The 23,314-nt window shown below is 61.3% G+C and carries 17 protein-coding genes and 1 pseudogene; 14 read left to right on the top strand and 4 right to left on the bottom strand.

Annotated elements, in window-relative coordinates:
• The first annotated feature begins 17 nt into the window (after nt 1–17).
• The 12 genes and pseudogenes from PPN31114_RS06645 to PPN31114_RS06590 all read left to right on the top strand — a co-directional run bounded on the left by PPN31114_RS06645 (nt 18) and on the right by PPN31114_RS06590 (nt 11,830).
• A complete protein-coding gene (locus PPN31114_RS06645) occupies nt 18–647 on the top strand; it encodes a YfgM family protein (protein WP_150678633.1) in 630 nt (209 codons plus the stop codon).
• 85 nt (nt 648–732) lie between these two features.
• On the top strand, nt 733–1,920 hold the full coding sequence (gene bamB, locus PPN31114_RS06640) for an outer membrane protein assembly factor BamB (RefSeq protein ID WP_174987863.1): 1,188 nt from the start codon (nt 733–735) through the stop codon (nt 1,918–1,920).
• Between the two features lie 78 nt (nt 1,921–1,998).
• Nucleotides 1,999–3,336, top strand: a complete 1,338-nt coding sequence (gene der / locus PPN31114_RS06635; protein ID WP_150678631.1) for a ribosome biogenesis GTPase Der — start codon at nt 1,999–2,001, stop codon at nt 3,334–3,336.
• A 126-nt stretch (nt 3,337–3,462) separates the two neighbouring features.
• The gene (hfq, locus tag PPN31114_RS06630; protein WP_010807283.1) at nt 3,463–3,699 is read left to right on the top strand and encodes an RNA chaperone Hfq; all 237 of its coding nucleotides are present in this window, start codon (nt 3,463–3,465) and stop codon (nt 3,697–3,699) included.
• A 100-nt stretch (nt 3,700–3,799) separates the two neighbouring features.
• Nucleotides 3,800–4,879: pseudogene (gene hflX / locus PPN31114_RS06625) on the top strand (GTPase HflX); the annotation flags it as partial.
• Between the two features lie 310 nt (nt 4,880–5,189).
• The gene (gene hflK, locus PPN31114_RS06620; RefSeq protein WP_150678629.1) at nt 5,190–6,545 is read left to right on the top strand and encodes an FtsH protease activity modulator HflK; all 1,356 of its coding nucleotides are present in this window, start codon (nt 5,190–5,192) and stop codon (nt 6,543–6,545) included.
• A 12-nt stretch (nt 6,546–6,557) separates the two neighbouring features.
• The gene (gene hflC / locus PPN31114_RS06615; RefSeq protein WP_150678628.1) at nt 6,558–7,457 is read left to right on the top strand and encodes a protease modulator HflC; all 900 of its coding nucleotides are present in this window, start codon (nt 6,558–6,560) and stop codon (nt 7,455–7,457) included.
• A 72-nt stretch (nt 7,458–7,529) separates the two neighbouring features.
• Nucleotides 7,530–7,721 (top strand): DUF2065 domain-containing protein, encoded by a 192-nt coding sequence (locus tag PPN31114_RS06610; protein ID WP_058379249.1) that lies wholly within the window; start codon nt 7,530–7,532, stop codon nt 7,719–7,721.
• A 39-nt stretch (nt 7,722–7,760) separates the two neighbouring features.
• A complete protein-coding gene (locus tag PPN31114_RS06605) occupies nt 7,761–8,921 on the top strand; it encodes an ATP phosphoribosyltransferase regulatory subunit (RefSeq protein ID WP_150678627.1) in 1,161 nt (386 codons plus the stop codon).
• 74 nt (nt 8,922–8,995) lie between these two features.
• The gene (locus PPN31114_RS06600; RefSeq protein WP_150678626.1) at nt 8,996–10,336 is read left to right on the top strand and encodes an adenylosuccinate synthase; all 1,341 of its coding nucleotides are present in this window, start codon (nt 8,996–8,998) and stop codon (nt 10,334–10,336) included.
• A gap of 27 nt (nt 10,337–10,363) precedes the next feature.
• Nucleotides 10,364–10,900, top strand: a complete 537-nt coding sequence (locus PPN31114_RS06595; protein WP_039374700.1) for a phosphoribosyltransferase — start codon at nt 10,364–10,366, stop codon at nt 10,898–10,900.
• Between the two features lie 294 nt (nt 10,901–11,194).
• The gene (locus PPN31114_RS06590; RefSeq protein ID WP_174987737.1) at nt 11,195–11,830 is read left to right on the top strand and encodes a DUF4189 domain-containing protein; all 636 of its coding nucleotides are present in this window, start codon (nt 11,195–11,197) and stop codon (nt 11,828–11,830) included.
• Nucleotides 11,831–11,946: 116 nt separating this feature from the next.
• On the opposite strand, the gene PPN31114_RS06585 is transcribed toward PPN31114_RS06590, so the two are convergent.
• The 4 genes from PPN31114_RS06585 to PPN31114_RS06570 form a co-directional block, all read right to left on the bottom strand.
• Nucleotides 11,947–14,025: a M3 family metallopeptidase gene (locus tag PPN31114_RS06585; RefSeq protein WP_150678624.1), complete on the bottom strand. Its 2,079-nt coding sequence runs from the start codon at nt 14,023–14,025 to the stop codon at nt 11,947–11,949.
• Nucleotides 14,026–14,254: 229 nt separating this feature from the next.
• The gene (gene folD, locus PPN31114_RS06580) at nt 14,255–15,109 is read right to left on the bottom strand and encodes a bifunctional methylenetetrahydrofolate dehydrogenase/methenyltetrahydrofolate cyclohydrolase FolD (protein WP_150678623.1); all 855 of its coding nucleotides are present in this window, start codon (nt 15,107–15,109) and stop codon (nt 14,255–14,257) included.
• Between the two features lie 240 nt (nt 15,110–15,349).
• The gene (locus PPN31114_RS06575) at nt 15,350–15,976 is read right to left on the bottom strand and encodes a response regulator transcription factor (protein ID WP_150678622.1); all 627 of its coding nucleotides are present in this window, start codon (nt 15,974–15,976) and stop codon (nt 15,350–15,352) included.
• Nucleotides 15,973–18,456 (bottom strand): PAS domain-containing sensor histidine kinase, encoded by a 2,484-nt coding sequence (locus tag PPN31114_RS06570; RefSeq protein ID WP_281350944.1) that lies wholly within the window; start codon nt 18,454–18,456, stop codon nt 15,973–15,975. The genes PPN31114_RS06575 and PPN31114_RS06570 overlap by 4 nt, the downstream gene beginning before the upstream one ends.
• A gap of 342 nt (nt 18,457–18,798) precedes the next feature.
• Here PPN31114_RS06570 and aceE point away from each other — a divergent pair, with 342 nt between their 5' ends.
• Entirely contained in the window at nt 18,799–21,486 is a 2,688-nt protein-coding gene (gene aceE / locus PPN31114_RS06565; protein ID WP_150678621.1) for a pyruvate dehydrogenase (acetyl-transferring), homodimeric type, read from the top strand.
• 97 nt (nt 21,487–21,583) lie between these two features.
• On the top strand, nt 21,584–23,254 hold the full coding sequence (aceF, locus tag PPN31114_RS06560; protein WP_150678620.1) for a dihydrolipoyllysine-residue acetyltransferase: 1,671 nt from the start codon (nt 21,584–21,586) through the stop codon (nt 23,252–23,254).
• The last annotated feature ends 60 nt before the right edge of the window (nt 23,255–23,314 follow it).

Genomic DNA, 23,314 nt, shown 5'->3' with positions numbered 1-23,314 from the left:
ACGGAGAGCCCCGGCGAATGAGCAGCTATCACGAGGAACAGGAACAGATCGAGAACGTAAAGGCCTGGTGGAAGCAGTACGGCAATTACGTTGTCTGGACGCTGGTCGTCATCATGCTGGCCTATGGCGGCTGGAATCTGTGGCGCTATTACGAGCGCAAGCAGACGGTCGAGGCGGGCGTGTTGTACGGCGAGCTGGCCACGGCCATCGACGCGAAGGATAAGGCGCGGGTCGCTCGCATTGCGTCCGATATGGAAGGCAAGTTCGGCAGTACGCCGTACGCGCAGATGACGGCGCTGCTTGCGGCAAAGTCTCTCTCGGACGCGGGCGACGTGGCGGGCGCGAAGGCGCAACTGCAATGGGCCGTGTCGAACGCGAAGGACGACGAGTACAAGCAACTGGCCAAGCTGCGTCTGGCGGGTGTTCTGCTCGACGAGAAGGCGTACGACGAAGCGTTGAAAATGCTCGACAACCCGCCTGCACCGTATGAAGGGCTGTTTGCCGATCGTCGTGGCGACGTGCTCGTTGCGCAAAGCAAGGTGGCCGACGCACGCACCGCGTACAAGTTGGCGCTCGACAAGCTCGATAAGCAGGATTCGGGCATGCGTCAGTTCGTGCAGTTCAAGCTCGACGCGCTGGGGGCCTGAAGCGCGCCGGTATTTCATTGGCAGTATTACCCTCCCATAACGCATAACCGGGTACATGATGATCCTTAACGACTTCCGTCGATCGATGTCGAACACGCAGGCTGAGTCGCAGTCCGAAGCGGCGCGCCGTGGCCTTTTCCAGCGCGCGGGCAGCGCCGTGCTGACGCTCGCGGTGCTCGGCACGCTGGGTGGTTGCGGAATCTTCACGAGCAAGCCGGCGCATGAGCCGACACCGCTCACGGAGATCAAGCAAGCGTTGACCGTCAAACAGATCTGGACGGCGAGCGTGGGCAAGGCGGGTGCGTATAGCTTCGCCCCGGTAGCGGTGGGTAACGCCGTGTTCGCGGCTGGCGCCAATGGCAGCATCGTGCGTGTGGATGCCGACACGGGTGCGTCCAACTGGTCGGCGAAGGCCGATACCGGTATCACGGCCGGCCCGGGCAGCGATGGCGAGACGACGGTGGTCGCCACGCAAAAGGGTGATGTGATCGCGTTCGATCACGACGGCAAGCAGTCGTGGAAGGCCAACGCGGGCAGCGAAGTGCTGACCGCGCCGCTGGTCGGCCGCGGCCTGGTCGTGGTGCGGGCGATCAACAATCGCGTGACGGCATTCGATTCGGGCACCGGTTCGGTGCGCTGGTCGTACTCGCAGCCGACGTCGACGCTGACGCTGCGTACCGGCACGGGCATGACGTTCTTGGGCGATCGCGCCGTGGTGACGGGCTTCCCCGGCGGCAAGATGGTGGCGCTCGATGCGAACACCGGCAATCCGCTGTGGATGACGCCGCTGTCGTATCCGAAGGGCGTGACCGAAGTCGAGCGTGTGAACGACGTGACCGGCGCGCCGGTCGTGTTCGGTCGCCAAGTCTGCGGTGCAACGTTCCAGGGCCGTGTGGGGTGTGCGGACGTGCAGACCGGCAACGGCCTGTGGGCGCGCGACTTCTCGTCGCCGAACGGCGTGACGCAAGACGAGCGTGTGGTGGCGGCGGTCAATACCGACGGTGCCGTCTACGCGTTCAATTCGTCCGATGGCAGTACACTGTGGCAGAACGACAAACTCAAGTACCGTGACCTGTCGGCACCGCTGGCCATTGGCCGTGTGGTGGTGGTGGGCGACAAGCAGGGTTATCTGCATTTCCTGTCGCGTGACAACGGCGATATTCTCGCCCGCGTGAAGCTTAGCGGCGCAATCAGCGCACAGCCGGTACTCGCCGGCCAAACGCTGGTGGTGCAAACGCGCGACGGCAACATCTACGGCTTCCGTCCGGAATAACCGGTTAGCGGCAGCACCCGGGCATTTTCCGGGAACGGCCGGCAGCGCGCCGGCCGTATTCGTTTTTAGGGCTTATTCATGAAACCCGTGATCGCGCTCGTAGGGCGCCCCAACGTCGGCAAATCGACGCTATTCAACCGTTTGACCCGCTCGCGCGACGCCCTCGTCGCCGACATGCCCGGGCTCACGCGCGACCGTCACTATGGCGAGGGGCGTGTTGGCGAGCATCCGTATCTGGTCATCGATACCGGCGGTTTCGAACCGGTCGCCAAAGACGGCATCTTCCATGAGATGGCCAAGCAAACGCGTCAGGCCGTGGTCGAAGCCGATGTGGTGATCTACATCGTCGACGGCCGTCAGGGCCTCACGCCGCAAGACCAGATCATTGCCGAATATCTGCGTAAGACCGGTCGCAAGATCATGCTCGTGGTCAACAAGGCCGAGGGCATGAAGTACACCACGGTCGCCAACGATTTCTACGAACTCGGTCTGGGTGATCCGTTGGCGATTTCGGCGGCCCACGGCGATGGTGTCAGAGAAGTCATCGACGAGGCGATTGCGCCGTTCTACGCGAACCAGGACGAGAACGAAGCCGAAGAGAAGGGCGACGGCCGCGTGAAGATCGCCATCGTCGGCCGTCCGAACGTCGGCAAGTCCACGCTCGTGAACACGCTGCTCGGCGAAGAGCGCGTGATTGCGTTCGATATGCCGGGGACGACGCGCGATTCGATTCACATCGAGTTCGAACGGCAAGGCAAGAACTACACGCTGATCGACACGGCGGGTTTGCGTCGTCGCGGCAAGGTGTTCGAGGCCGTCGAGAAGTTCTCGGTTGTGAAAACGCTTCAATCGATTGCCGACGCCAACGTCGTGATCTTGATGCTCGATGCCCGTCAGGACATTTCGGATCAAGATGCCCACATCGCTGGCTTCATCGTCGAATCGGGCCGTGCACTGGTGGTGGGTGTGAACAAATGGGACGGTCTGGACGAGTACACACGCGATCAGACCAAGCAGGAATTGGAGCGCAAGCTCAAATTCCTTGGCTTCGCCAGCTTCCACTTCATTTCCGCCGTGCGTGCGACCGGCATCGGTGCGCTCATGCGCTCGGTGGACGAGGCCTACGCAGCAGCGATGAGCAAGCTGCCCACGCCGAAGCTCACGCGTGCCCTCGAAGAGGCCGTGGAGCACCAGCAGCCGCGCCGTTCAGGCTTCTCGCGTCCCAAGCTGCGCTACGCACACCAAGGGGGCTCGAATCCGCCGATCATCGTCATCCACGGGAATAATCTGGATGGTGTGACCGACAGCTACCGTCGCTACTTAGAGAACCGTTTCCGCGAAACTTTTAAGTTGAAGGGGACTCCATTACGCATAGAGTTCCGGAACAGCGCGAACCCTTACGCCAAGGGCGAGTGAAAGCCCGCCTGGGGCGGGGTTTTGCTGGCGACGCTAGCAAAATCGGCTATAGTGTGGGAGTCAGGGTGGGAAGCGCGCACACGCCCTGGCGTACGGTCATTTGCTAAAAATACAATGGAGTAACTTATGAGCAACAAAGGGCAACTTCTACAAGACCCGTTTCTGAACGCCTTGCGTAAGGAGCATGTTCCCGTCTCGATCTATCTGGTCAACGGTATCAAGCTGCAGGGAAACATCGAGTCGTTTGACCAGTATGTCGTCCTGCTGCGTAACACGGTCACCCAAATGGTTTATAAGCACGCCATTTCGACGGTCGTGCCTGCGCGTCCGGTGAATTTCCATCCGGAAGCCGAGCAGTCCTGATTCAGGCTCGCCCGACCGGGAGTCTCTCCGGCCGGGCGAATTTCTCTTCCCGCCATCCCGCCTCTTGTCCAACAGTCACGAAACCCATCCCCTGCGTAGTTTGACCACAAACGCCGCCCTCGTCGGCATCGATTTCGGCAAGCTCGATTTCGAAGCCAGCCTCCAAGAACTTGACCTTCTGACGAAATCCGCAGGCGCTAAGCCTGTCGTGAGCATTACTGGTCGTCGCCATAGCCCCGATGCCAAGCTGTTTATCGGCAGCGGTAAAGCAGAAGAACTGCGCGCTGCGATCGCCGAGTACGACGTCGATCTGGTCATTTTCAATCACGCCCTGACCCCGGGTCAGCAGCGTAACCTCGAACACCTGCTGCAAACTCGCGTCGTCGATCGCACCAGCCTGATTTTGGACATCTTCGCCCAACGTGCGAAGAGTCACGAAGGCAAGTTGCAGGTCGAGCTCGCACAGTTGCAGTACTTGTCCACGCGCCTCGTGCGCGCCTGGACTCACTTGGAGCGCCAGAAGGGCGGTATTGGCCTGCGTGGCCCTGGTGAAACGCAGCTTGAAACCGACCGCCGTCTGCTCGGCGAGCGCGTGAAGTCGCTGGGCATCCGGCTTGAGCGTCTCAAGCGCCAGCACGATACGCAGCGTCGGGCGCGTCAGCGTAGTGGCACGATGTCGATTTCGCTCGTCGGGTACACGAACGCGGGGAAATCCACGCTGTTCAACGCGATGACCAAGGCCAATGCCTACGCGGCTGACCAGCTTTTCGCGACCCTCGACACGACATCGCGTCGCGTTTATCTGGGGGACGTCGGGAACATCGTGCTATCGGATACTGTCGGATTCATCCGCGAGTTGCCTCACCAGTTGGTGGCGGCATTCCGGGCGACGCTTGAGGAGACGGTACACGCCGACATGCTGCTGCATGTGGTGGATGCCTCGAGTCAGGTGCGCAAGGAGCAAATGGCCGAGGTCAACGCCGTACTGGCGGAGATCGATGCGGCGAACATCCCGCAGATTCTCGTCTGGAACAAGATCGACGCGGTGCCGGAACTGGCCGCACAAGGGCCGAGAATCGAGCGGGACGAGACCGGACGCATCACGCGCGTGTTTTTGAGCGCGCGTGCCGGTCAAGGCCTCGACCTGCTGCGCGAGGCCATTACCGAGGCGGTTGTGGCCGGCACTGCTGGGTTACAATCGCAGCACGAAGCGCCCGATGTCCGGCTCATCGACCGTTGGGAAGATGTGCCGCGCGCAGAAGACAGATAACACGAGACGTCGCACCGTGAGGGTGAGGCTGCCGCGGGGATCACTGGCAGCGCAGCTTGAAACGAGCGACGAACTGGCAAGAGACTAGACGGAGGCCGGGCAAGGCCGCCGATCGGCAAACCAGATTCGGGAACCACGCGCGAACCGGCAACATGCGCGCTCCGAAACGCGGCGCGCCGGTCGCAACGCCAAGACCGCTTCAGTCACCACGCTTCTACCTATGCTTCCAAGAGCTTTGATGCGACGAGTTGGCTTGACTTTCTCCCTGAACGACCCGCGCTGGGGGCGGGACGGCGGCGGCGATACGCCGTCCGGCAATCAGGAACCGAATCGGCCCGACCGTTCGAATAATCCGAATTCTCAAGATCAGAAAGAGCCGCCGCGTGGACCGCAAGGTCCGCAGCAGGACGGCCCGCCCGATCTCGACGAACTGTGGCGTGACTTCAATCGCCGTCTTAACCGCATCTTCGGCCGTAAGAACGGCGGAGGCGGCAATGGCGGTGGTACCAACAACTACTCGGGCGGCTCGCGCGGCTCGGGCATTGGTGTGGGTATCGTTGTCGCGATCGCTTTCCTGATCTGGCTCGCCACTGGCGTGTTCATCGTGCAGGAAGGGCAGGTCGGCGTCGTCACGCAATTCGGTAAGTACAAATACACGACGACGTCGGGTATTCAGTGGCGCCTGCCGTATCCGATTCAGGCCGTCGAAATCGTGAACATGTCGCAGATTCGTTCGGTCGAGATCGGCCGTTCGAGCACGGTTCGCGATACCGGTCTGAAGGACTCGTCGATGCTCACGGGCGATGAAAACATCATCGACGTGCGCTTCGCCGTGCAGTACCGGATCAAGGACGCGACCGAGTTCCTGTTCAATAACGTGGACGCCGAATCGTCGGTGAATCTTGCCGCGCAGACTGCCGTGCGCGAAATCGTGGGCAAGAACAAGATGGACTTCGTGCTCTATTCGGGCCGCGAAGAAATCGCCAACGAATTGGTCACCTCGATCCAACGCATCCTCGACGGTTACAAGACGGGCATTCTCGTCACGAGCGTGACGATGCAAAGCGTGCAACCGCCGGAACAAGTGCAAGCCGCGTTCGACGACGCCGTGAAGGCCGGTCAGGATCTGGAGCGTTCCAAGAACGAAGCACAGGCCTATGCCAACGACGTGATTCCGCGTGCCAAGGGTACTGCGTCGCGTTTGACGGAAGAGGCGGCCGGTTACAAGGCGCGTGTCGTGTCGCAGGCACAAGGTGATGCCGATCGCTTCAAGTCGGTGCAGGAAGCCTATGCGAAGGCACCGGGTGTGATTCGCGAGCGCATGTATCTCGATACGATGCAGCAGATCTACTCGCGCACCACGAAGATCATGGTGGACTCGAAGAACAACAGCCTGCTGTATTTGCCGTTGGACAAGATCATGGATCGCACACGCAGCGATGCCTCGACGCCGGCACCGGCTTCCGGTGCGGGAACGAACGCTGCGACGGGCTCGGCGGCTGCCGACGATGCCACGGATGTCGACCATGATCGATCGCGCGCGGCACTGCGCAACCGCGACCGCGATTCACGCTAAGGGGATAAGCGCATGAACCGTATTGGAACCATTATTGTCGCGCTGATCGTCTTGTTGATCGTGCTTGCCTCGACCATGTTCGTGGTGGATCAGCGTCGTTATGCAGTCGTGTTTTCGCTCGGCGAAATCAAAGATGTCTACGGCCAGCCGGGCCTGAAGTTCAAGTTGCCGCCGCCGCTCCAGACTGTGCTGTATCTGGACAAGCGCATCATGACCATCGACAACCCGGAGCCGGAGCGCTTCATCACGGCTGAGAAGAAGAACCTGATCGTCGACTCGTACGTGAAGTGGCGCATCGTCGATCCGCGTAAGTTCTACGTGAGCTTCAAGGGCGACAACCGTCTGGCGCAAGATCGTTTGACGCAGCAGATTCGCTCGGCGCTGCAAGAAGCCTTCACGAAGCGTACGGTGACCGAAGTGGTGTCGTCGCAGCGTGAGCAGGTGATGCAGTGGGTGAAGCAGAAGGTTGGCGAAGATGCCGCGCAAGTGGGTATCGAGATCGTCGACGTGCGTATGCGTCGTGTCGACCTGGCCGCTGGCATCAGCGATTCGGTGTACAGCCGGATGGCTGCCGAGCGTAAGCGCGTGGCGAACGAACTGCGTTCGACCGGCGCTGCGGAAGCCGAGCAGATTCGTGCCGATGCCGATCGTCAACGCGATGTCGTCGTGGCCGAAGCCTACGCCAAGGCGCAGCAGGTGAAGGGCGAGGGCGATGCCGCCGCCGCCAATATCTATGCGCAAGCGTTTGGCCGCGATCCGCAGTTTGCACAGTTCTACCAAAGCCTCGAGGCTTACAAGGCGACCTTCCGCGACAAGAAGGACGTGATCATTGCCGATCCGAACAGCGATTTCTTCCGTTTCATGCGGAGTTCGGGCGGTGCTGGCGCGTCAGCCGGAAAAGCGGGAAAATAGCCCCCTTGACACCCGAGTAGCCGTCACCGCCCGCGTCAACCGCGGGCGGTGGCATTTTGGCCGAGTCCCCCTGTGACCAGCAGCACCCTCATTCTCGCTTTGGCCCTCATGCTGATTGTCGAGGGCTTGTTTCCGTTTGTCGCCCCGGACCGGTGGCGGCAAAGTTTTCGTAAAATAACGGAAATGCCGTCCGGCCAGATCCGATTCTTCGGTCTGGCCGCCGTGTCGCTGGGGCTGATTCTGATGCTGCTGGCCGATCACTAAAAGGTGCGCTCCGCGCGCCGTCTGAATACCGAAATACCCATGCCGAATTGGCTACTCCCTGAAAATATCGCCGACGTGCTGCCGTCCGAGGCGCGCAAGATCGAAGATCTGCGCCGGCTCATGCTCGATCGTTTCCGTACCTACGGCTATGAACTCGTGATGCCGCCGATGCTCGAGTACGTCGAATCGCTGCTTACCGGCACCGGTCACGACCTCGATCTGCGCACGTTCAAGCTGGTCGACCAGCTCTCGGGCCGCACCATGGGCCTGCGCGCCGACATTACGCCGCAGATCGCGCGTATCGACGCTCACTTGCTCAATCGCAAGGGCGTGACACGCCTTTGCTACGCCGGCAGTGTGCTGTTCACGCGCCCGCGTAATCTGCTCGCCACGCGTGAGCCGTTCCAGATCGGCGCGGAAATCTTCGGTCATGGCGGCTTGGAAGCTGATCTGGAGATTCAGGAACTGTTGCTGTTCTGCCTGCGCCTCGCGGGCCTCAAGCAGATTCGTATCGACCTCTGTCACGCAGGCGTGCTCGAAGCGCTGATCGAAGGCGTGCCGGTGGCTGAAGCCATGGAAAGCGAGTTGTTTGGGGCGCTGGCCACCAAGGATGTGCCGCAACTTCAGGCACTGACGCAGGATTTGCCCGCGCACGTGCGCGATGCCTTGCTGGCGTTGACCACGCTGTACGGCGAGCCCACTGAGACGCTGGCGCGTGCGCGTAAGGCGCTGCCTGACCTGCCAGGCGTGAAGGCTGCCCTGGACGATCTGGCCTATCTGGCGGCATCGCAGAGCAAGGACGGACAGGCCGCGTTGTCGATCGATCTGGCCGATCTGCGCGGTTACCAGTACCACAGCGGTGTGATGTTCGCGGCTTACGTCGACGGCATTCCAAACGCCATTGCGCGCGGCGGCCGTTACGACAAGGTCGGTCAAGCCTTCGGTCGCGACCGTCCGGCCACGGGTTTTTCGCTCGATTTGCGTGAATTGGCAGCAATTTCGCCGGTGGAAGCGCGTAGTAACGCGATTTTGGCGCCCGCGGACGACGTGCCGGGGCTGCGCGCCAAGATCGAGAGCCTGCGCGATGCTGGTGAGGTGGTCATCCGCATGCTGCCAGGCCACGATCAAGACTTCGAGGAGTTCACGGGAGACCGCGTTCTCGTCGAGAAAGATGGCCAGTGGGTTGTGACGCCTCGGTGAAATCCGCTGAAAAAAGCGGCACTAGCGTACCCCAACACGGGTAGAATACGTTTTTAACCAAACCAACTATTGTTATGTCCGGCAATGCTTTGAATCAGGGACGCAATGTCGTCGTTATCGGAACCCAGTGGGGCGACGAAGGGAAGGGTAAGGTCGTCGATTGGCTGACCGATCACGCGCAAGGCGTGGTGCGTTTCCAAGGGGGCCATAACGCCGGACATACGCTCATCATTGGCGGCAAGAAGACGATTCTGCGCCTGATCCCGTCGGGCATCATGCATGAAGGCGTCACCTGCTACATCGGCAACGGTGTGGTGCTCTCGCCGGAAGCCCTGTTCAAGGAAATCGAAGAACTCGAAGGCGCTGGCCTGAATGTTTGCGGCCGTCTGCGCATTTCCGAAGCCTGTACCCTGATCCTCCCGTACCACGTGGCCATCGACCAGGCGCGCGAAGCGCGTCGTGGCGCCGGTAAGATCGGCACGACCGGTCGTGGCATTGGCCCGGCGTATGAAGACAAGGTCGGCCGCCGCGCACTGCGCGTGCAGGATCTGTTCGATCCGGAAACGTTTGCCGCCCGTCTGCGCGAAAACCTCGATTATCACAACTTCGTGCTGACCCAATATCTGGGCGCGAAGGCCGTTGACTTCCAGGAAACGCTGGACACGATGCTCAGCTACGCCGATCGTCTGCGTCCGATGATCGCCGACGTGTCGCAGATGCTCTACGCCGCGAACCGCGAAGGCCAGAAGCTGCTGTTCGAAGGCGCGCAAGGCACGCTGCTCGACATCGACCATGGCACGTACCCGTTCGTCACCAGCAGCAATTGCGTGGCAGGTGCTGCATCGGCTGGCGCTGGAGTGGGTCCGCAGCAACTGCACTACGTGCTTGGTATTACCAAGGCTTACTGCACGCGCGTTGGCGCAGGCCCGTTCCCGAGCGAACTGTACGATGCGGATAACCCCGCCCGTCAGGAAGCCATTGGCTTGCAACTGGCCACCGTCGGCAAGGAATTCGGTTCGGTCACCGGCCGTCCGCGCCGTACCGGCTGGATGGATGCCGCAGCCCTCAAGCGCTCGATCCAGATCAACGGTGTGACCGGTCTGTGCATGACCAAGCTCGACGTGCTCGACAATCTCGAAACCGTGCGCCTGTGCGTGGGTTACAAGATCGACGGCAAGACGGTCGATATTCTGCCGCGCGGTGCGGTGGATGTGGCCCGTTGCGAGCCGATCTACGAAGATTTCCCGGGCTGGACGCAAAGCACGTTCGGCGTGAAGTCGTGGGATCAACTGCCGGTAGAAGCGCAGAACTATCTGAAGCGCATTGAAGAAGTGAGCGGTATTCCGATCGATATGGTGTCGACCGGTCCGGATCGCGAGGAGACCATTCTCCTGCGTCACCCGTTCAAGAACTGAGACCTCGTAGGATTGGCAAGGCACACCATGAATCTGCCCCAAAACGACGATAAGAACCTCTGGGTTTCGTGGGACGAATACCATCGACTGATCGAGCGCCTGGCGCTCAAGGTCTATGAGTCCAACTGGAAATTCGACAAGATCCTGTGTCTGGCCCGTGGTGGCTTGCGTGTGGGCGATCAGCTCGCACGCATCTACGACGTGCCCCTCGCGATTCTGGCGACGAGCTCGTATCGTGAGGCCGAAGGCACCGTTCGCGGCGATCTCGACATTGCTCAGTACATCACCATAACGCGCGGCGAGTTGGAAGGCCGCGTGCTGCTGGTCGACGATCTGGTCGATTCGGGCGTGACGCTGGAACGCGTGGGCAAGCACCTGAAGGAGCGTTTCCCGAAGGTGACCGACGTGCGTTCGGCTGTGCTCTGGCACAAGGCTTGCTCGAAGGTGGCGCCGGATTACGCCGTCGATTTCCTGGCGACGAACCCGTGGATTCACCAGCCGTTCGAAGAGTACGACACGCTGCGCCCGCACAATTTGTCGGCGTGGATCAAGCGCGGTACCTAAGCGGTTGAACGTGTAAAAGGCGCGCCGACAGGCGACGCCAGCGAGGCTAGCCCTCGCAAAGCAGGCGGTGGCACTGTGACAGGTGTGCCGCCTGTTTTGTTTTGTGGGCTGGCTTGGGTCACGGCGAATGACCTTGGTGGTGGGGCCGTCTGTGAACCCTAAAACCGTCGGTTTGGGCCGGAAAGGTCCATAAACGGCGACAAATCTCCCTTCTTCTCGCCGCATCGCCGCACCCAGCGATGTGGTCTCATGGCGCTATTCGGTCCCCGCAGACGCCGTGCGAACGGCACCGTCATGACGATACGGCTTCGTTTCCTTTCCCTAATCAGTCTTGCGATACTGGGCTGCGTGATGGCGCTTGCCAGCACGCAGAGCTTTGCTGCGGCTGCGGTGGCGGGTATCCGTTCAGGCGGGACGTTGCGTTACGTCTTTGTGGGCAACCAGACGTCGATGGCCAAGGCGAAGCTGGCGGCGTTGAACAAATGCCGTAGCCAACTCGGTGCAGGCAGGCGGGGCGGGCACTGCGAGATCATCATGGCAGGCAATGGGCCAGCCTATTGGTCCGTTGTGCACGCGACCAACGGTGAGATCGGCGTGGCGCTCGGCGACGAAGAAGCCGCAGCGGTGCAGGATGCATTCGTAGTTTGCCAACGCGGAGGTGAGTGCTCGATCAGCAACGCGCAAGTCTGGTATGACAGCGGCCAACGGCCTGGCAAGCGTCCACCGCCGCCGAAGGCGGCACAGGCCCCCCAGCCGCAATGCCGAATCCCTACGGGGCAAGTGGTGCGCATGCAGACGCGTTGCACCAACGGCGATTGCGTCCGCACCTACGAGAATGGCTGCACAGTGCGCTTTCAAGCGGCGCGATGTCTCGATCGGGAGACGAATACTTACGTGTGGCGTCCGAACGGCTGCGACGACGACAGTTGAGTGGCTTATCAGAAGTCACTCATGCAAATGAAACGGGCCGGAATATCCGGCCCGTAGGGTAGTGCGAGTCGGCCATGAAGGCCGTCTTGGGTTCGCCGATTAGGCAGCCCTAACCATCAATTGGCCGACATACCGCTGTGTCGCAGCAAGGCGTCGACCTGCGGTGCCCGTCCACGAAACGCGATAAACGACTCCATCGCTTCGCGGCTACCACCCACGGCCAGAATCTCGTCGCGATAGCGCGTCCCAGTTGCCGTGTCGAGCACCGTGCCGCTGACCTTCGCGGCTTCCTCGAATGCCGCGTAGGCATCGGCGGAAAGGACTTCAGCCCACTTGTAGCTGTAGTAACCCGCCGCGTAACCGCCAGCAAAAATGTGGCTGAACGTGTTCGGCCAGCGCGAAATTTCCGCTTGCGGCGTCACATGCAGGCGATCGTTGATACGGCGCGAAACTTCGAGCACCGACTCCGTGCCACGCGGGTCGAAGTCGTAGTGCAGGTGCATGTCGAAGTCCGAGAAGACCAACTGACGCAGCATCATCAGCCCGCTCTGGAAATTACGTGCAGCGATCATCTTATCGAACAGTGCGCGCGGCAGCGGCGCACCGGTATCGACATGCGCGGTCATGTGCTCGAGCACATCCCATTCCCAGCAGAAGTTCTCCATGAACTGCGACGGCAATTCCACCGCATCCCATTCGACGCCATTGATCCCCGCGACGCCCGCATCTTCAACTTGCGTCAGCATGTGATGCAGGCCGTGACCGAACTCATGGAACAGCGTGATGACGTCGTCGTGCGGCAGCAGCGCTGGCTTGTCGCCGACCGGTGCGGGGAAGTTGCACACGAGATAAGCGACGGGGGTTTGCAGCTTGCCGTCGTGCAGGCGCTTGCGCGTACGGGCGCTGTCCATCCATGCGCCGCCACGCTTGCCTTCACGAGCAAACAGATCCATGTAGAACTGGGCCACCAGTTCACCATCGCGCTCGATGCGGAAGAAGCGCACGTCCGGGTGCCACGTCTCGGCATCTTGCGGGCGGATCGTCACGCCGAACAGCGTGCCAGCCACGCGGAAGAGGCCGTCAAGCACTTTCGGCAGCGGGAAATATTGGCGGACTTCCGTCTCCGAGAACGCATAGCGCTGCTGGCGCAGCTTTTCTGAGGCGTAAGCCGTGTCCCACGGTTCAAGCTTGTCGATGCCGAGCGACTTAGCGGCGAAGTCTTGCAACTCTGCCCAATCCTTTTCGGCATACGGACGAGCGCGTTTGGCGAGGTCTTCGAGGAATTCCAGCACCTGTGCGGGTGACTCGGCCATCTTCGGCTCGAGCGAGACTTCGGCGTAGTTCTTGAAGCCGAGCATCTGTGCTTCTTCGCGGCGCAGTGCGAGTTGTTCGACGACGATCTTTGTGTTGTCCCAATCGGCTTCACCATCGCCGAATTGCGGGCCGAGCTCCGAGGCGCGTGTCACGTTCGCACGATAGAGTTTCTCGCGCAGCGCGCGGTTGTCTGCGTATTGCAGCACCGGGAAGTACGAGGGGAAATGCAGCGTGAATTTCCAGCCTTCGACGCCGTCGCGCTCAGCCGCAGCACGGGCCGCGGCTTTGTCGTCTTCGGGGACGCCTGCAATTTCCTTCTCGTCGGTGATCACCAGCGAAAACTTATTGGTCGCGTCGAGCACGTGATCGGAAAAGGCCTTGCCGAGGTGGGCTTGTTCCTCTTGAATCTCGGCGAAACGCGGCTTTTGGTCTTCGGGCAACTCGGCGCCACCCAGGCGGAAGCCGCGCATTTCGTTGTCGAGAATCTTCTTGCGAGCCGTCGTCAGGCCAGCGAATTCCGGACCTGCGGCGATGGCCTTGTATTTGTCGAACAAGGCCAGATTCTGACCAACACTGGCGGAGAATTCAGTGACGCGCGGCAGGTTGTCGCTGTAAGCGGCACGCAATTCCGGCGTATCGGCAACGGCATTCAGGTGCCCGACGATTTCCCACGCGCGGCCAAGGCCTTCGGTGCCATCTTCCACGGCGTCGAGAATGTTGGCCCAAGTTGCCGGGGTCGACGGATCTGCCGCGCGGTCCACCGCTGCACGCGCCTGTTCGAGCAGAACGTCGACGGCAGGCGTCACGTGCTCGGGGCGAATATCGGCAAAGCGGGGGAGTCCTTCGGTATCAAGCAGGGGATTGGTTTGCGGCTTGTTCATGCGATCGATGTCCACTTGAAAGGGCTTACGAAGAGTGTGGGGGCATCCCTGCGATTTTTCCAGTCGTTTTTTTCAACCGAAACGATTGGGGATTGCCATGGCGGCAGGTGTGCGCAGGTGTGGGTGGGGCGGGGATCGGCGCAATGGGGTGCTGCGCCTCAAAAAGAAACGCGGCAGACGGTGTCCCGCCTGCCGCGTTTTCCCCTCAAGCCTTTGAGGGCGGGGTGCCTCAGGCGCCCAGCGTGCGTTCCGCCGCTTCGATCGTGTTGACCAGCAGCATGGTGATGGTCATCGGGCCGACGCCGCCCGGCACGGGCGTGATGTACCCGGCCACGTCCTTGACGCCGTTGAAGTCGACGTCACCGCACAGCTTGCCGGCGTCATCGCGATTCATACCGACGTCGATCACAGCGGCGCCAGGCTTGACCATGTCGGCCGTCACGATATTGCGCTTGCCCACGGCGGCGACGATCACGTCGGCGTTGCGGGTGTGGGCGGCGAGATCTTTGGTCTTGCTGTTGCAGATGGTGACGGTAGCGCCGGCTTGGAGCAGCATCATGGCCATCGGCTTGCCGACGATGTTCGACGCGCCGATCACGACGGCAACGGCGCCGCGCAGCGGGAAATCGACCGATTCGAGCATCTTCATGCAGCCATACGGCGTGCAGGGACGGAACAGCGGTGCGCCCGTCATGAGGGCACCGGCGTTCGACACGTGAAAGCCATCGACATCCTTTTCCGGCGCGATCGCTTCGAGCACCTTGTGGCTGTCGATATGCTTGGGCAGCGGCAATTGCACCAGAATGCCGTTGATCTTCGGATCACGGTTGAGTTCGTCGATGCGGGCGAGCAGGGCGGTCTCGGTCAGGTCGGCCGGGTAGCGGTCGAGCGACGAGTACAGGCCGTTGTCCTCGCAAGCCTTGACCTTGTTGCGCACATAGACCTGGCTGGCCTGATCTTCGCCGACCAAAATCACGGCGAGACCGGGCTGGTGGCCGCGGGCGGTGAGAGCGGCAGCGCGCGTAGCGACTTCGGCGCGAATGCGTTTGGCGAGGGCGTTGCCGTCGATGAGGGTGGCGGTCATGGTGCGTGGATATCGTGTGAAGGAAGGGGGCTGGCCCGAGAGGCCGGATACGGCAGCGTCTACCAGGCAGGTGGTGGACGGCAAAGACCGTATTATAGCGGCGCGCCGAAGGCGGCGGGAGGGGCCACCTTGCGCGAGTCGGCGAGATGCCGGCTCTGGGGGAATGCAAGGTGGGTATTGTTGCTGGCCCGCTAGTTCCGGCAGATTCACCGGTTCCAGCAGGCTGTCATCGGGCGAGACTTACGAACGTTTGGACAAGGCGAGACGCAGCAGGTCGGCAACTGTGTTGACGTTGAGCTTCTCCATGATGTTGGCGCGATGGGCCTCGACCGTCTTGATACTGATGCCGAGATCGTCGGCAATCTGCTTATTCAAGCGACCGGCGATAATCCGCTCGAGCACTTGTTGCTCACGGCCGGTGAGGCGTGCGAGCAGTTCCTCGGCTTGTTGTTGCTCGCGTTGGCTGCTGGCATCCTGCCGGGCCTTCGAGAGCATGCGCTCCACCAATGCCCGCAGTTCCGCTTCATCGAAAGGCTTTTCGATGAAGTCCATCGCGCCTTTCTTCATCGTATTGACTGCCATCGGCACGTCGCCGTGGCCCGTCACGAAGATCGTCGGGATGTTGATCTTTTGATCGATCAGCCGCTCTTGCAACTCCAGGCCGCTCATGCCCGGCATGCGCACGTCGAGAATCAAGCAGCTCACCTGACGTTTGTCGTAGTGCGCAATAAATTGCTCGGCGCTCTCGAAGCCGCGAACGTGGTAACCATTGGCTTCAAGTAGCCAGCGCAGTGAGTCGCGCACTGCTTCGTCGTCATCGACAACAAAGACAGTTTCTTGATCGATATTGGTGTTTGGTGTCGTCATAGTCCTCCCCCGGATCCGGATGTCGTATCGCCTTCTAACGGTAACAGAATACAAAAAGTACAACCATTCCGCACGCCGTCGACTTCATTGTTTTCTACCCACAGACGGCCGTGATGCGATTCGATGATGGAACGGCAGATGTTCAGGCCCATGCCCATGCCGTCCGATTTGGTGCTGAAGAACGGTTCAAACAACCGTTCGATGGTGGCTTCGTCCACGCCTGGGCCGTGGTCGGACACCTGAAATTCAATCGACTTGTCACGCCGCTCGACATGCAAGCGCACCGTCAGATCCCGGCGCTGGCCGGGCGGCGGCGTGTAGCCGTGCATGGCCTCGGCCGCATTCTTCAGCAGGTTCACCAGCACTTGCTCGATCAGCACCGGGTCCACGTAAATCTGTGGCAGTCCTGCCGGAAGCTCGGTCACGATGCGCACCCGGCGCTTGCGGGCCTCGATTTCGGCCAGCCCGACAGCGTCCGCCACGATCTCATAAATAGATGACGGCTGACGCTTCGGTTCACTACGTTTCACGAAAGCGCGAATGCGCTTAATGATCATGCCCGCCCGAACGGCCTGCTGCGAAGTCTTTTCCAGCGCTGGCAGCAGCGTCTCGGGCGATGTGCGGCCCGCGCGCACCAGCGCGGCCGTTCCCATGCAGTAGTTATTGATCGCGGCCAGCGGCTGATTCAATTCATGCGCGAGCGACGAAGCCATTTCGCCCATCGTCGTCAGACGGCCCGTGAACTGTAACCGTTCTTCCTCTTGCCGTGCCAATTCTTCCGCGTGCCGGCGCGCCGTAATGTCGGTAGCGACCTGCAATTGCGCCAGATGGCCGTCCACCCATTGAATGTACTGACGGCGCACTTCGAACCACTTCTGATGCGTGGGCAGATAGATTTCCTGCGTTTCGGCGGCCGTGTCGGTCAGCGACGCTGCGGGCAATCCGGCGAACGCGTCGACCATATCGATATGGTCGAGCGAGGTCGGCGAGAGTTCGCCGCCGCCGGAGAGTTCGAGGTGACCCTCAGGGCGCGTGCCGAACAACTGGCGATAGTAGCGGTTGGCGAAGAGCAGCTCGGCCTTATCGACGGCAAGCACCGACACCGACGCATCGAGACTTTCCAACACGGTGGTGAAGCGCTCGTGCGCGGCGGCGAGTTCTTCGCGCGCGCGCTTCGGCTCGCTGATATCGGTCAGCGACGACATCCAGCCAGTCTGCCGACCGTGCGCGTCGACGAGCGGCGAGACAAACATTCGGGCGTAGAAGATCGTGCCGTCTTTGCGCTGCACGCGTATTTCAAATCCATGCGAGGGAGCCTTGCCGCGCAACGTCATGTCGATGCGGCGCTGCATCTCGTGGATATCGTCCTTCGGCCAATACGGGTAGGGCGGTGCACGGTTCATGAGGTCCGGCTCGTCCCAGCCCGTCATGCGGCAAAACGCCGGATTCACATAGGTAATGTGCCCTTGCAGATCAAGCACGCGCATCCCGATCACGATGGAGTTTTCCATCGCCCGGCGGAACGACGTTTCATTGAACAGGGCTTGCTGGGCCTCGAAGCGCTGGCGCGTATGCCGCCAGAGACTCCAAAGGCTCCACAGCACGAAGCACGACAGCCCGGCAATCAGCCAGACCAGCGTGTTGTTGACGAAGTTGCCGACGGCCGGATACGAATAAATGCGCACGGCCAGGCTGTGGCCGGGCGGGTCGAGCAGGAGTTCGTAGGAGACGTCGCGAGGTAGTGGCGGACGTGTCGATGTCGTCGCCAGTTCGTTGTTGTGCGTGTCGATGAACGACACTTTGAATTTGTCGCCGAGCTCTTGCGGCAGTTCGTGAATCAGCAGGCCCTCGACGGAGTACACCGCACTGATCGTGCCGAGGAACTCGCGCTCACGCAACACGGGCACCTGAACGACGATATAGCTCGCGCCCGAGGCGTCATAGATCAACGTGGAATAGGCCGATCGACGGGAGTCACGCGCCGCGCGAAACGCCACCAGGAGTTCGTCTTCCATCGGATGCTGCGCCGAGCCCTGTAGGCGGGACGCAAACGGCGAGTCGGCAGGCACGGCCCATTTCGGTCGCTGCCCCGCGTCGAGCCAGTTCATGAAGACGATGTCTGCATGGTTTTGCATCAACTCGCTCGCCGCGTTCTGGAAGTGCGCGATGTCCTGAGGCTTCGCCGCGGTGTCGCGCGCAAGGGAACTGATCTGATCCTGAATGGCCAGCATATTCAGGCGGATCTGTTGCTGTGCCCAAGCAACGTTGCGATAAAGCGTGTCCTGCTGCTGTTCCGTCTCGCGGCGATTCAGGCTCCACAGGATCAAACTCATGACCACGAGGAAGATCACAATGGAGACCAGCGGCACCAGCAAGTAGTAGTGCGACTCCGCGAACCCTTGCAGCCAGCGGTTAGAGCGGGCAGGCGTGGCGGCGGTCCGGGACGGTGGGGCGGAGTTGGCGAGGCGTGGCGAAAGCATGGCGAGATTGTAGCGCAGGCAGACCGGTTTCCCGCTGCTTTAGCCTTTCATGCTCTGCTTTTCGGAAGCGTCCGATCTTTTTGCTAAGACGCCCGCTTAAAACGCTATTGAGACCGATCGGTACGCAATCAAACCGTGTTGAGATGTCGTCTCCAAGCCCTTGATTTTATGTGCACCGCAACAGAATTTCGCACTATGAAATTTACTATCGTAATCTGAAATTTCGCTTGCGAAGGCGGGAATATCCTTCGTACAATGCCCCGGTAAAAATGCCGGTGGGCCCGTCCATGAAGCGGGTATCAACCGTTACGCCAACCCGCTAACGACAGACAAGGAGACACCATGTCCGCCGTACCTGAAGAAGCCCTGAAGATCGTGTCCCCTGCGGACGCCGATCCCCAAGAAACGCAAGAATGGCTGGCCTCGCTCGAAGGCGTGCTGGCTGCCGAAGGCCCGGAGCGTGCCCACTACCTGCTCGAGAAGCTGATTGAATTCGCCCGTATCAATGGCGAACATCTCCCGTTCTCGGCCAACACCCCCTATATCAACACCATCCCCGTCGACCAGCAGGCCCGTATTCCGGGCGATCAGGAAGTCGAGCACAAGATTCGCTCGTACACCCGCTGGAATGCGATCGCGATGGTGCTGCGTGCCGGCAAGGACACGAACGTTGGCGGTCACATCGCCTCGTTTGCCTCGGCCGCAACGCTGTATGACGTCGGTTTCAACCACTTCTGGCACGCCCCGTCGGACAAGCACGGTGGCGACCTGGTGTTCGTGCAAGGCCACTCGTCGCCTGGCGTCTACAGCCGTGCGTACCTGTTGGGCCGCCTGGAAATGAGCCAGCTCGAGAACTTCCGTCAGGAAGTCGACGGCGGCGGTCTGTCGTCGTACCCGCACCCGTGGCTGATGCCGGACTTCTGGCAGTTCCCGACGGTGTCGATGGGTCTGGGCCCGATCATGGCGATCTATCAGGCTCGCTTCATGAAGTACCTCGAGTCGCGCAACATCGTGCAGACCGAAGGTCGTAAGGTTTGGGCGTTCCTGGGCGATGGCGAAACGGATGAACCGGAGTCGCTGGGCGCAATCGGCATGGCCGGACGCGAACACCTCGATAACCTCGTGTTCGTGATCAACTGCAACCTGCAACGCCTGGACGGCCCGGTGCGCGGCAACGGCAAGATCATTCAGGAACTCGAATCGGAATTCCGCGGTGCCGGCTGGAACGTCATCAAGGTTATCTGGGGCAGCCGCTGGGACGCGCTTCTCGCGCGCGACAAGAAGGGCCTGCTGATGAAGCGCATGATGGAATGCGTGGACGGTGAGTATCAGACGTACAAGTCGAAGGACGGCGCGTTTGTGCGCGAGAACTTCTTCAATACGCCTGAGCTGAAGGCCATGGTGGCCGACTACTCCGACGAAGATATCTGGGCGCTCAATCGCGGCGGTCACGATCCGCACAAGATCTACGCGGCCTATCAATCGGCAACGCAGCACAAGGGTCAACCGACCGTCATCCTCGCCAAGACCATCAAGGGTTACGGCATGGGTGAAGCCGGTCAGGCGATGAACATCACCCACCAGCAGAAGAAGATGCCGGTGGAGTCGCTCAAGAAATTCCGCGACCAGTTCAAGCTGCCGCTCACCGACGACGAAATCGCCGACGTGCCGTACGTCAAGTTCGAAGAAGGCTCGAAGGAACTCGAATACATGCGCGCTCGCCGCATGGAACTCGGTGGCTACCTGCCGCAGCGCCGCACCAAGGCCGCTTCGCTGCCGGTGCCCGCGCTGAACGCCTTCGATGCACTGCTCAAGGCGACTGCCGAAGGCCGTGAAATCTCGACGACGATGGCATTCGTGCGCATTCTGAATGTGCTGCTCAAGGACAAGGCGCTGGGTCAGCGTATTGTGCCGATCGTGCCGGACGAGTCGCGTACCTTCGGTATGGAAGGTCTGTTCCGTCAGATCGGTATCTGGAGCCAGGTCGGTCAGCGTTACATCCCGCAAGATCAGGATCAACTGATGTTCTACAAGGAATCTGAGAACGGTCAGATTCTGCAAGAAGGCATCAATGAAGCGGGTGGTATGTGCGACTGGATCGCCGCCGCAACGTCGTACTCGACGCACGGCGAGACGATGATCCCGTTCTACATCTTCTACTCGATGTTCGGCTTCCAGCGTATCGGCGATCTGGCCTGGGCGGCTGGCGACATGCGCGCCCGCGGCTTCCTGGTTGGCGGTACCGCCGGCCGGACCACGCTCAACGGTGAAGGTCTGCAACACGAAGACGGTCACTCGCTGCTGTGGGCGTCGTCGATTCCGAACTGCCTGCCGTACGATCCGACGTTCGCCTTCGAACTGGCTGTGATCGTTCAAGACGGTCTGCGCCGCATGGTGCAGGATCAGGAAGACGTGTATTACTACCTGACCGTGATGAACGAGAACTACGCCCACCCGGCCATGCCGGAAGGCGTCGAACAGGACATCCTGAAGGGGATGTACGCGTTCCGTCGCGGCGAAGACAACAAGAAGGCCCCGCGTGTGCAACTGCTGGGTTCGGGCACGATCTTCAATGAAGTGATCGCTGCGGCCGAGATGCTCAAGAACGACTGGGGCGTCGAATCGGATCTGTGGAGCTGCCCGAGCTTCACCGAACTGTCGCGCGAAGGCAATGACGTCGCACGCTACAATCTTCTGCACCCGACCGAGACGCCGCGTCTGTCGCACGTCGAGAAGTGCCTGAACGATACGCGTGGCCCGGTCATCGCATCGACCGACTACATCCGTACGTACGCTGACCAAATTCGTCCGTTCGTGCGCGGTCGTTACGTGGTGCTCGGTACCGACGGTTATGGCCGTTCGGATACGCGTGAGAAGCTGCGTCACTTCTTCGAGGTGGATCGTAACTGGGTGACGGTCGCTGCGCTCAAGGCGCTGGCCGACGAAGGCACGCTGCCGGCAAGCAAGGTTGCCGAAGCGATCGCCAAGTACAACCTGGATCCGAATAAACCCAACCCGATGACCGTCTAAAGGCCGCTTCGCGCGGCAGTCGCGTCCGCCAGCCGCCCCCCAGCGGCAGGCGGATGCGCGCCGCACGACAAGCGCAGCCTCGAGGAGACTGTGGAAAATGAGTCAAGTGATCGAAGTGAAAGTCCCGGACATCGGTGACTTCAAAGACTTGCCCGTCATCGACGTGCTGGTCAAAGCGGGTGACAAGATCGACGCCGAGCAGGCGCTGATTACCCTGGAGTCGGACAAGGCCACGATGGATGTGCCGAGCCCGGCCGCTGGCGTTATCAAGGCGCTGAGCCTGAAAGTCGGCGATGAAGTTTCGGAAGGCTCGCTGATTCTGACGCTCGAGACCGTGAATGGCTCGGGCGCGCAAGCCAACGGTGCTGCCGCGCCGGCCGCTGCTCCGGCAGCAGCACCGCAAGCTGCTGCACCGGCCCCGGCAGCCCCCGCGGCGCCGGCTGCCGCTGGCGGTACGAGCAAGATCGATGTGAAGGTGCCGGATATCGGCGGCTACGACGACGTGCCTGTGATCGAAGTGCTGGTCAAGGTGGGCGATACGGTGACGGCAGAGCAGTCGCTGGTCACGCTGGAATCGGACAAGGCGTCGATGGACGTGCCGAGCCCGGCCGCTGGCGTCGTCAAGGAAATCAAGGTTAATGTCGGCGACAAGGTCTCGGAAGGCTCGCTGATCGTGGTGCTCGAAGGTGCCGCTGCTGCACCGGCCAAGGCTGCCGCTGCGCCCGCGCCTGCACCGCAAGCCGCCCCGGCACCTGCCGCAGCAGCCCCGGCCGCTCCGGCACCGGCGCCCGCCGCAGCACCGGCTGCCGCGCCTGCCGCTGCCGTCGCAACGGGTAGCCAGCCGATTAGCCACGCTAGCCCGTCGGTGCGTAAGTTTGCGCGCGAGCTGGGTGTGGAAGTCACGCAAGTCAAGGGAACGGGGCCGAAGGGCCGTGTGACCGTCGACGACGTGCGCAACTTCATCAAGAGCGCGCTGGCCGGTGGCAATCGTCCGGCTGCGACGGGTGGTGCGCCCGCAGGCGGTGGCGAGCTGAATCTGCTGCCGTGGCCGAAGATCGACTTCTCGAAGTTCGGTCCGGTCGAACCGAAGGCGCTCTCGCGCATCAAGAAGATTTCGGGTGCCAACCTGCACCGCAACTGGGTCATGATCCCGCACGTCACGAACAACGACGAAGCGGACATCAGCGAACTGGAAGCCTTCCGCGTGCAGTTGAACAAGGAAAACGAAAAGGCCGGCGTCAAGGTGACGATGCTCGCGTTCGTGATCAAGGCCGTCGTGATGGCCCTGAAGAAATTCCCGACGTTCAACGCCAGCCTCGACGGCGACAACCTCGTCTTCAAGCAGTACTTCCACGTGGGCTTCGCTGCCGACACGCCGAACGGTCTGGTCGTGCCGGTGGTCCGCGATGCCGACAAGAAGGGCGTGTTCGAAATCGCACGCGAGACGTCGGACCTGGCCAAGCTCGCCCGCGAAGGCAAGCTCAAGCCGGACCAGATGCAAGGCGGTTGCTTCTCGATCTCGTCGCTCGGCGGTATCGGCGGCACCACGTTCACGCCGATCATCAATGCGCCGGAAGTGGCCATTCTGGGTCTGTCGCGTTCGTATCAGAAGCCGGTGTGGGACGAGCGTAAGCAACAGTTCCTGCCGCAACTGACGCTGCCGCTGTCGCTGTCCTACGATCACCGCGTGATCGACGGCGCCGAAGCTGCACGCTTCAACGCGTACTTGGGCCAACTGTTGGCGGACTTCCGTCGCGCAATGCTGTGATGGCGCATGCTGCCGGCCGCGCGCAAGTGCTGGCCGGCGGCTGCTGACGAGGAGGGGCAC

The sequence above is a fragment of the Pandoraea pneumonica genome, assembly GCF_902459645.1.
Lineage (GTDB): Bacteria > Pseudomonadota > Gammaproteobacteria > Burkholderiales > Burkholderiaceae > Pandoraea > Pandoraea pneumonica.
This window is presented reverse-complemented; position numbering and strand designations above follow the sequence as displayed.

Bases quoted from the DNA above. Each gene is read 5' to 3' on its own strand.
- hflK (WP_150678629.1), top strand. From the start codon at position 5,190: ATGCTTCCAAGAGCTTTGATGCGACGAGTTGGCTTGACTTTCTCCCTG.
- PPN31114_RS06605 (WP_150678627.1), top strand. From the start codon at position 7,761: ATGCCGAATTGGCTACTCCCTGAAAATATCGCCGACGTGCTGCCGTCC.
- hfq (WP_010807283.1), top strand. From the start codon at position 3,463: ATGAGCAACAAAGGGCAACTTCTACAAGACCCGTTTCTGAACGCCTTG.
- PPN31114_RS06590 (WP_174987737.1), top strand. From the start codon at position 11,195: ATGACGATACGGCTTCGTTTCCTTTCCCTAATCAGTCTTGCGATACTG.
- PPN31114_RS06600 (WP_150678626.1), top strand. From the start codon at position 8,996: ATGTCCGGCAATGCTTTGAATCAGGGACGCAATGTCGTCGTTATCGGA.
- der (WP_150678631.1), top strand. From the start codon at position 1,999: ATGAAACCCGTGATCGCGCTCGTAGGGCGCCCCAACGTCGGCAAATCG.
- PPN31114_RS06595 (WP_039374700.1), top strand. From the start codon at position 10,364: ATGAATCTGCCCCAAAACGACGATAAGAACCTCTGGGTTTCGTGGGAC.
- aceF (WP_150678620.1), top strand. From the start codon at position 21,584: ATGAGTCAAGTGATCGAAGTGAAAGTCCCGGACATCGGTGACTTCAAA.
- bamB (WP_174987863.1), top strand. From the start codon at position 733: ATGTCGAACACGCAGGCTGAGTCGCAGTCCGAAGCGGCGCGCCGTGGC.
- PPN31114_RS06585 (WP_150678624.1), bottom strand. From the start codon at position 14,025: ATGAACAAGCCGCAAACCAATCCCCTGCTTGATACCGAAGGACTCCCC.
- aceE (WP_150678621.1), top strand. From the start codon at position 18,799: ATGTCCGCCGTACCTGAAGAAGCCCTGAAGATCGTGTCCCCTGCGGAC.
- PPN31114_RS06575 (WP_150678622.1), bottom strand. From the start codon at position 15,976: ATGACGACACCAAACACCAATATCGATCAAGAAACTGTCTTTGTTGTC.
- hflC (WP_150678628.1), top strand. From the start codon at position 6,558: ATGAACCGTATTGGAACCATTATTGTCGCGCTGATCGTCTTGTTGATC.
- folD (WP_150678623.1), bottom strand. From the start codon at position 15,109: ATGACCGCCACCCTCATCGACGGCAACGCCCTCGCCAAACGCATTCGC.
- PPN31114_RS06570 (WP_281350944.1), bottom strand. From the start codon at position 18,456: ATGCTTTCGCCACGCCTCGCCAACTCCGCCCCACCGTCCCGGACCGCC.
- PPN31114_RS06645 (WP_150678633.1), top strand. From the start codon at position 18: ATGAGCAGCTATCACGAGGAACAGGAACAGATCGAGAACGTAAAGGCC.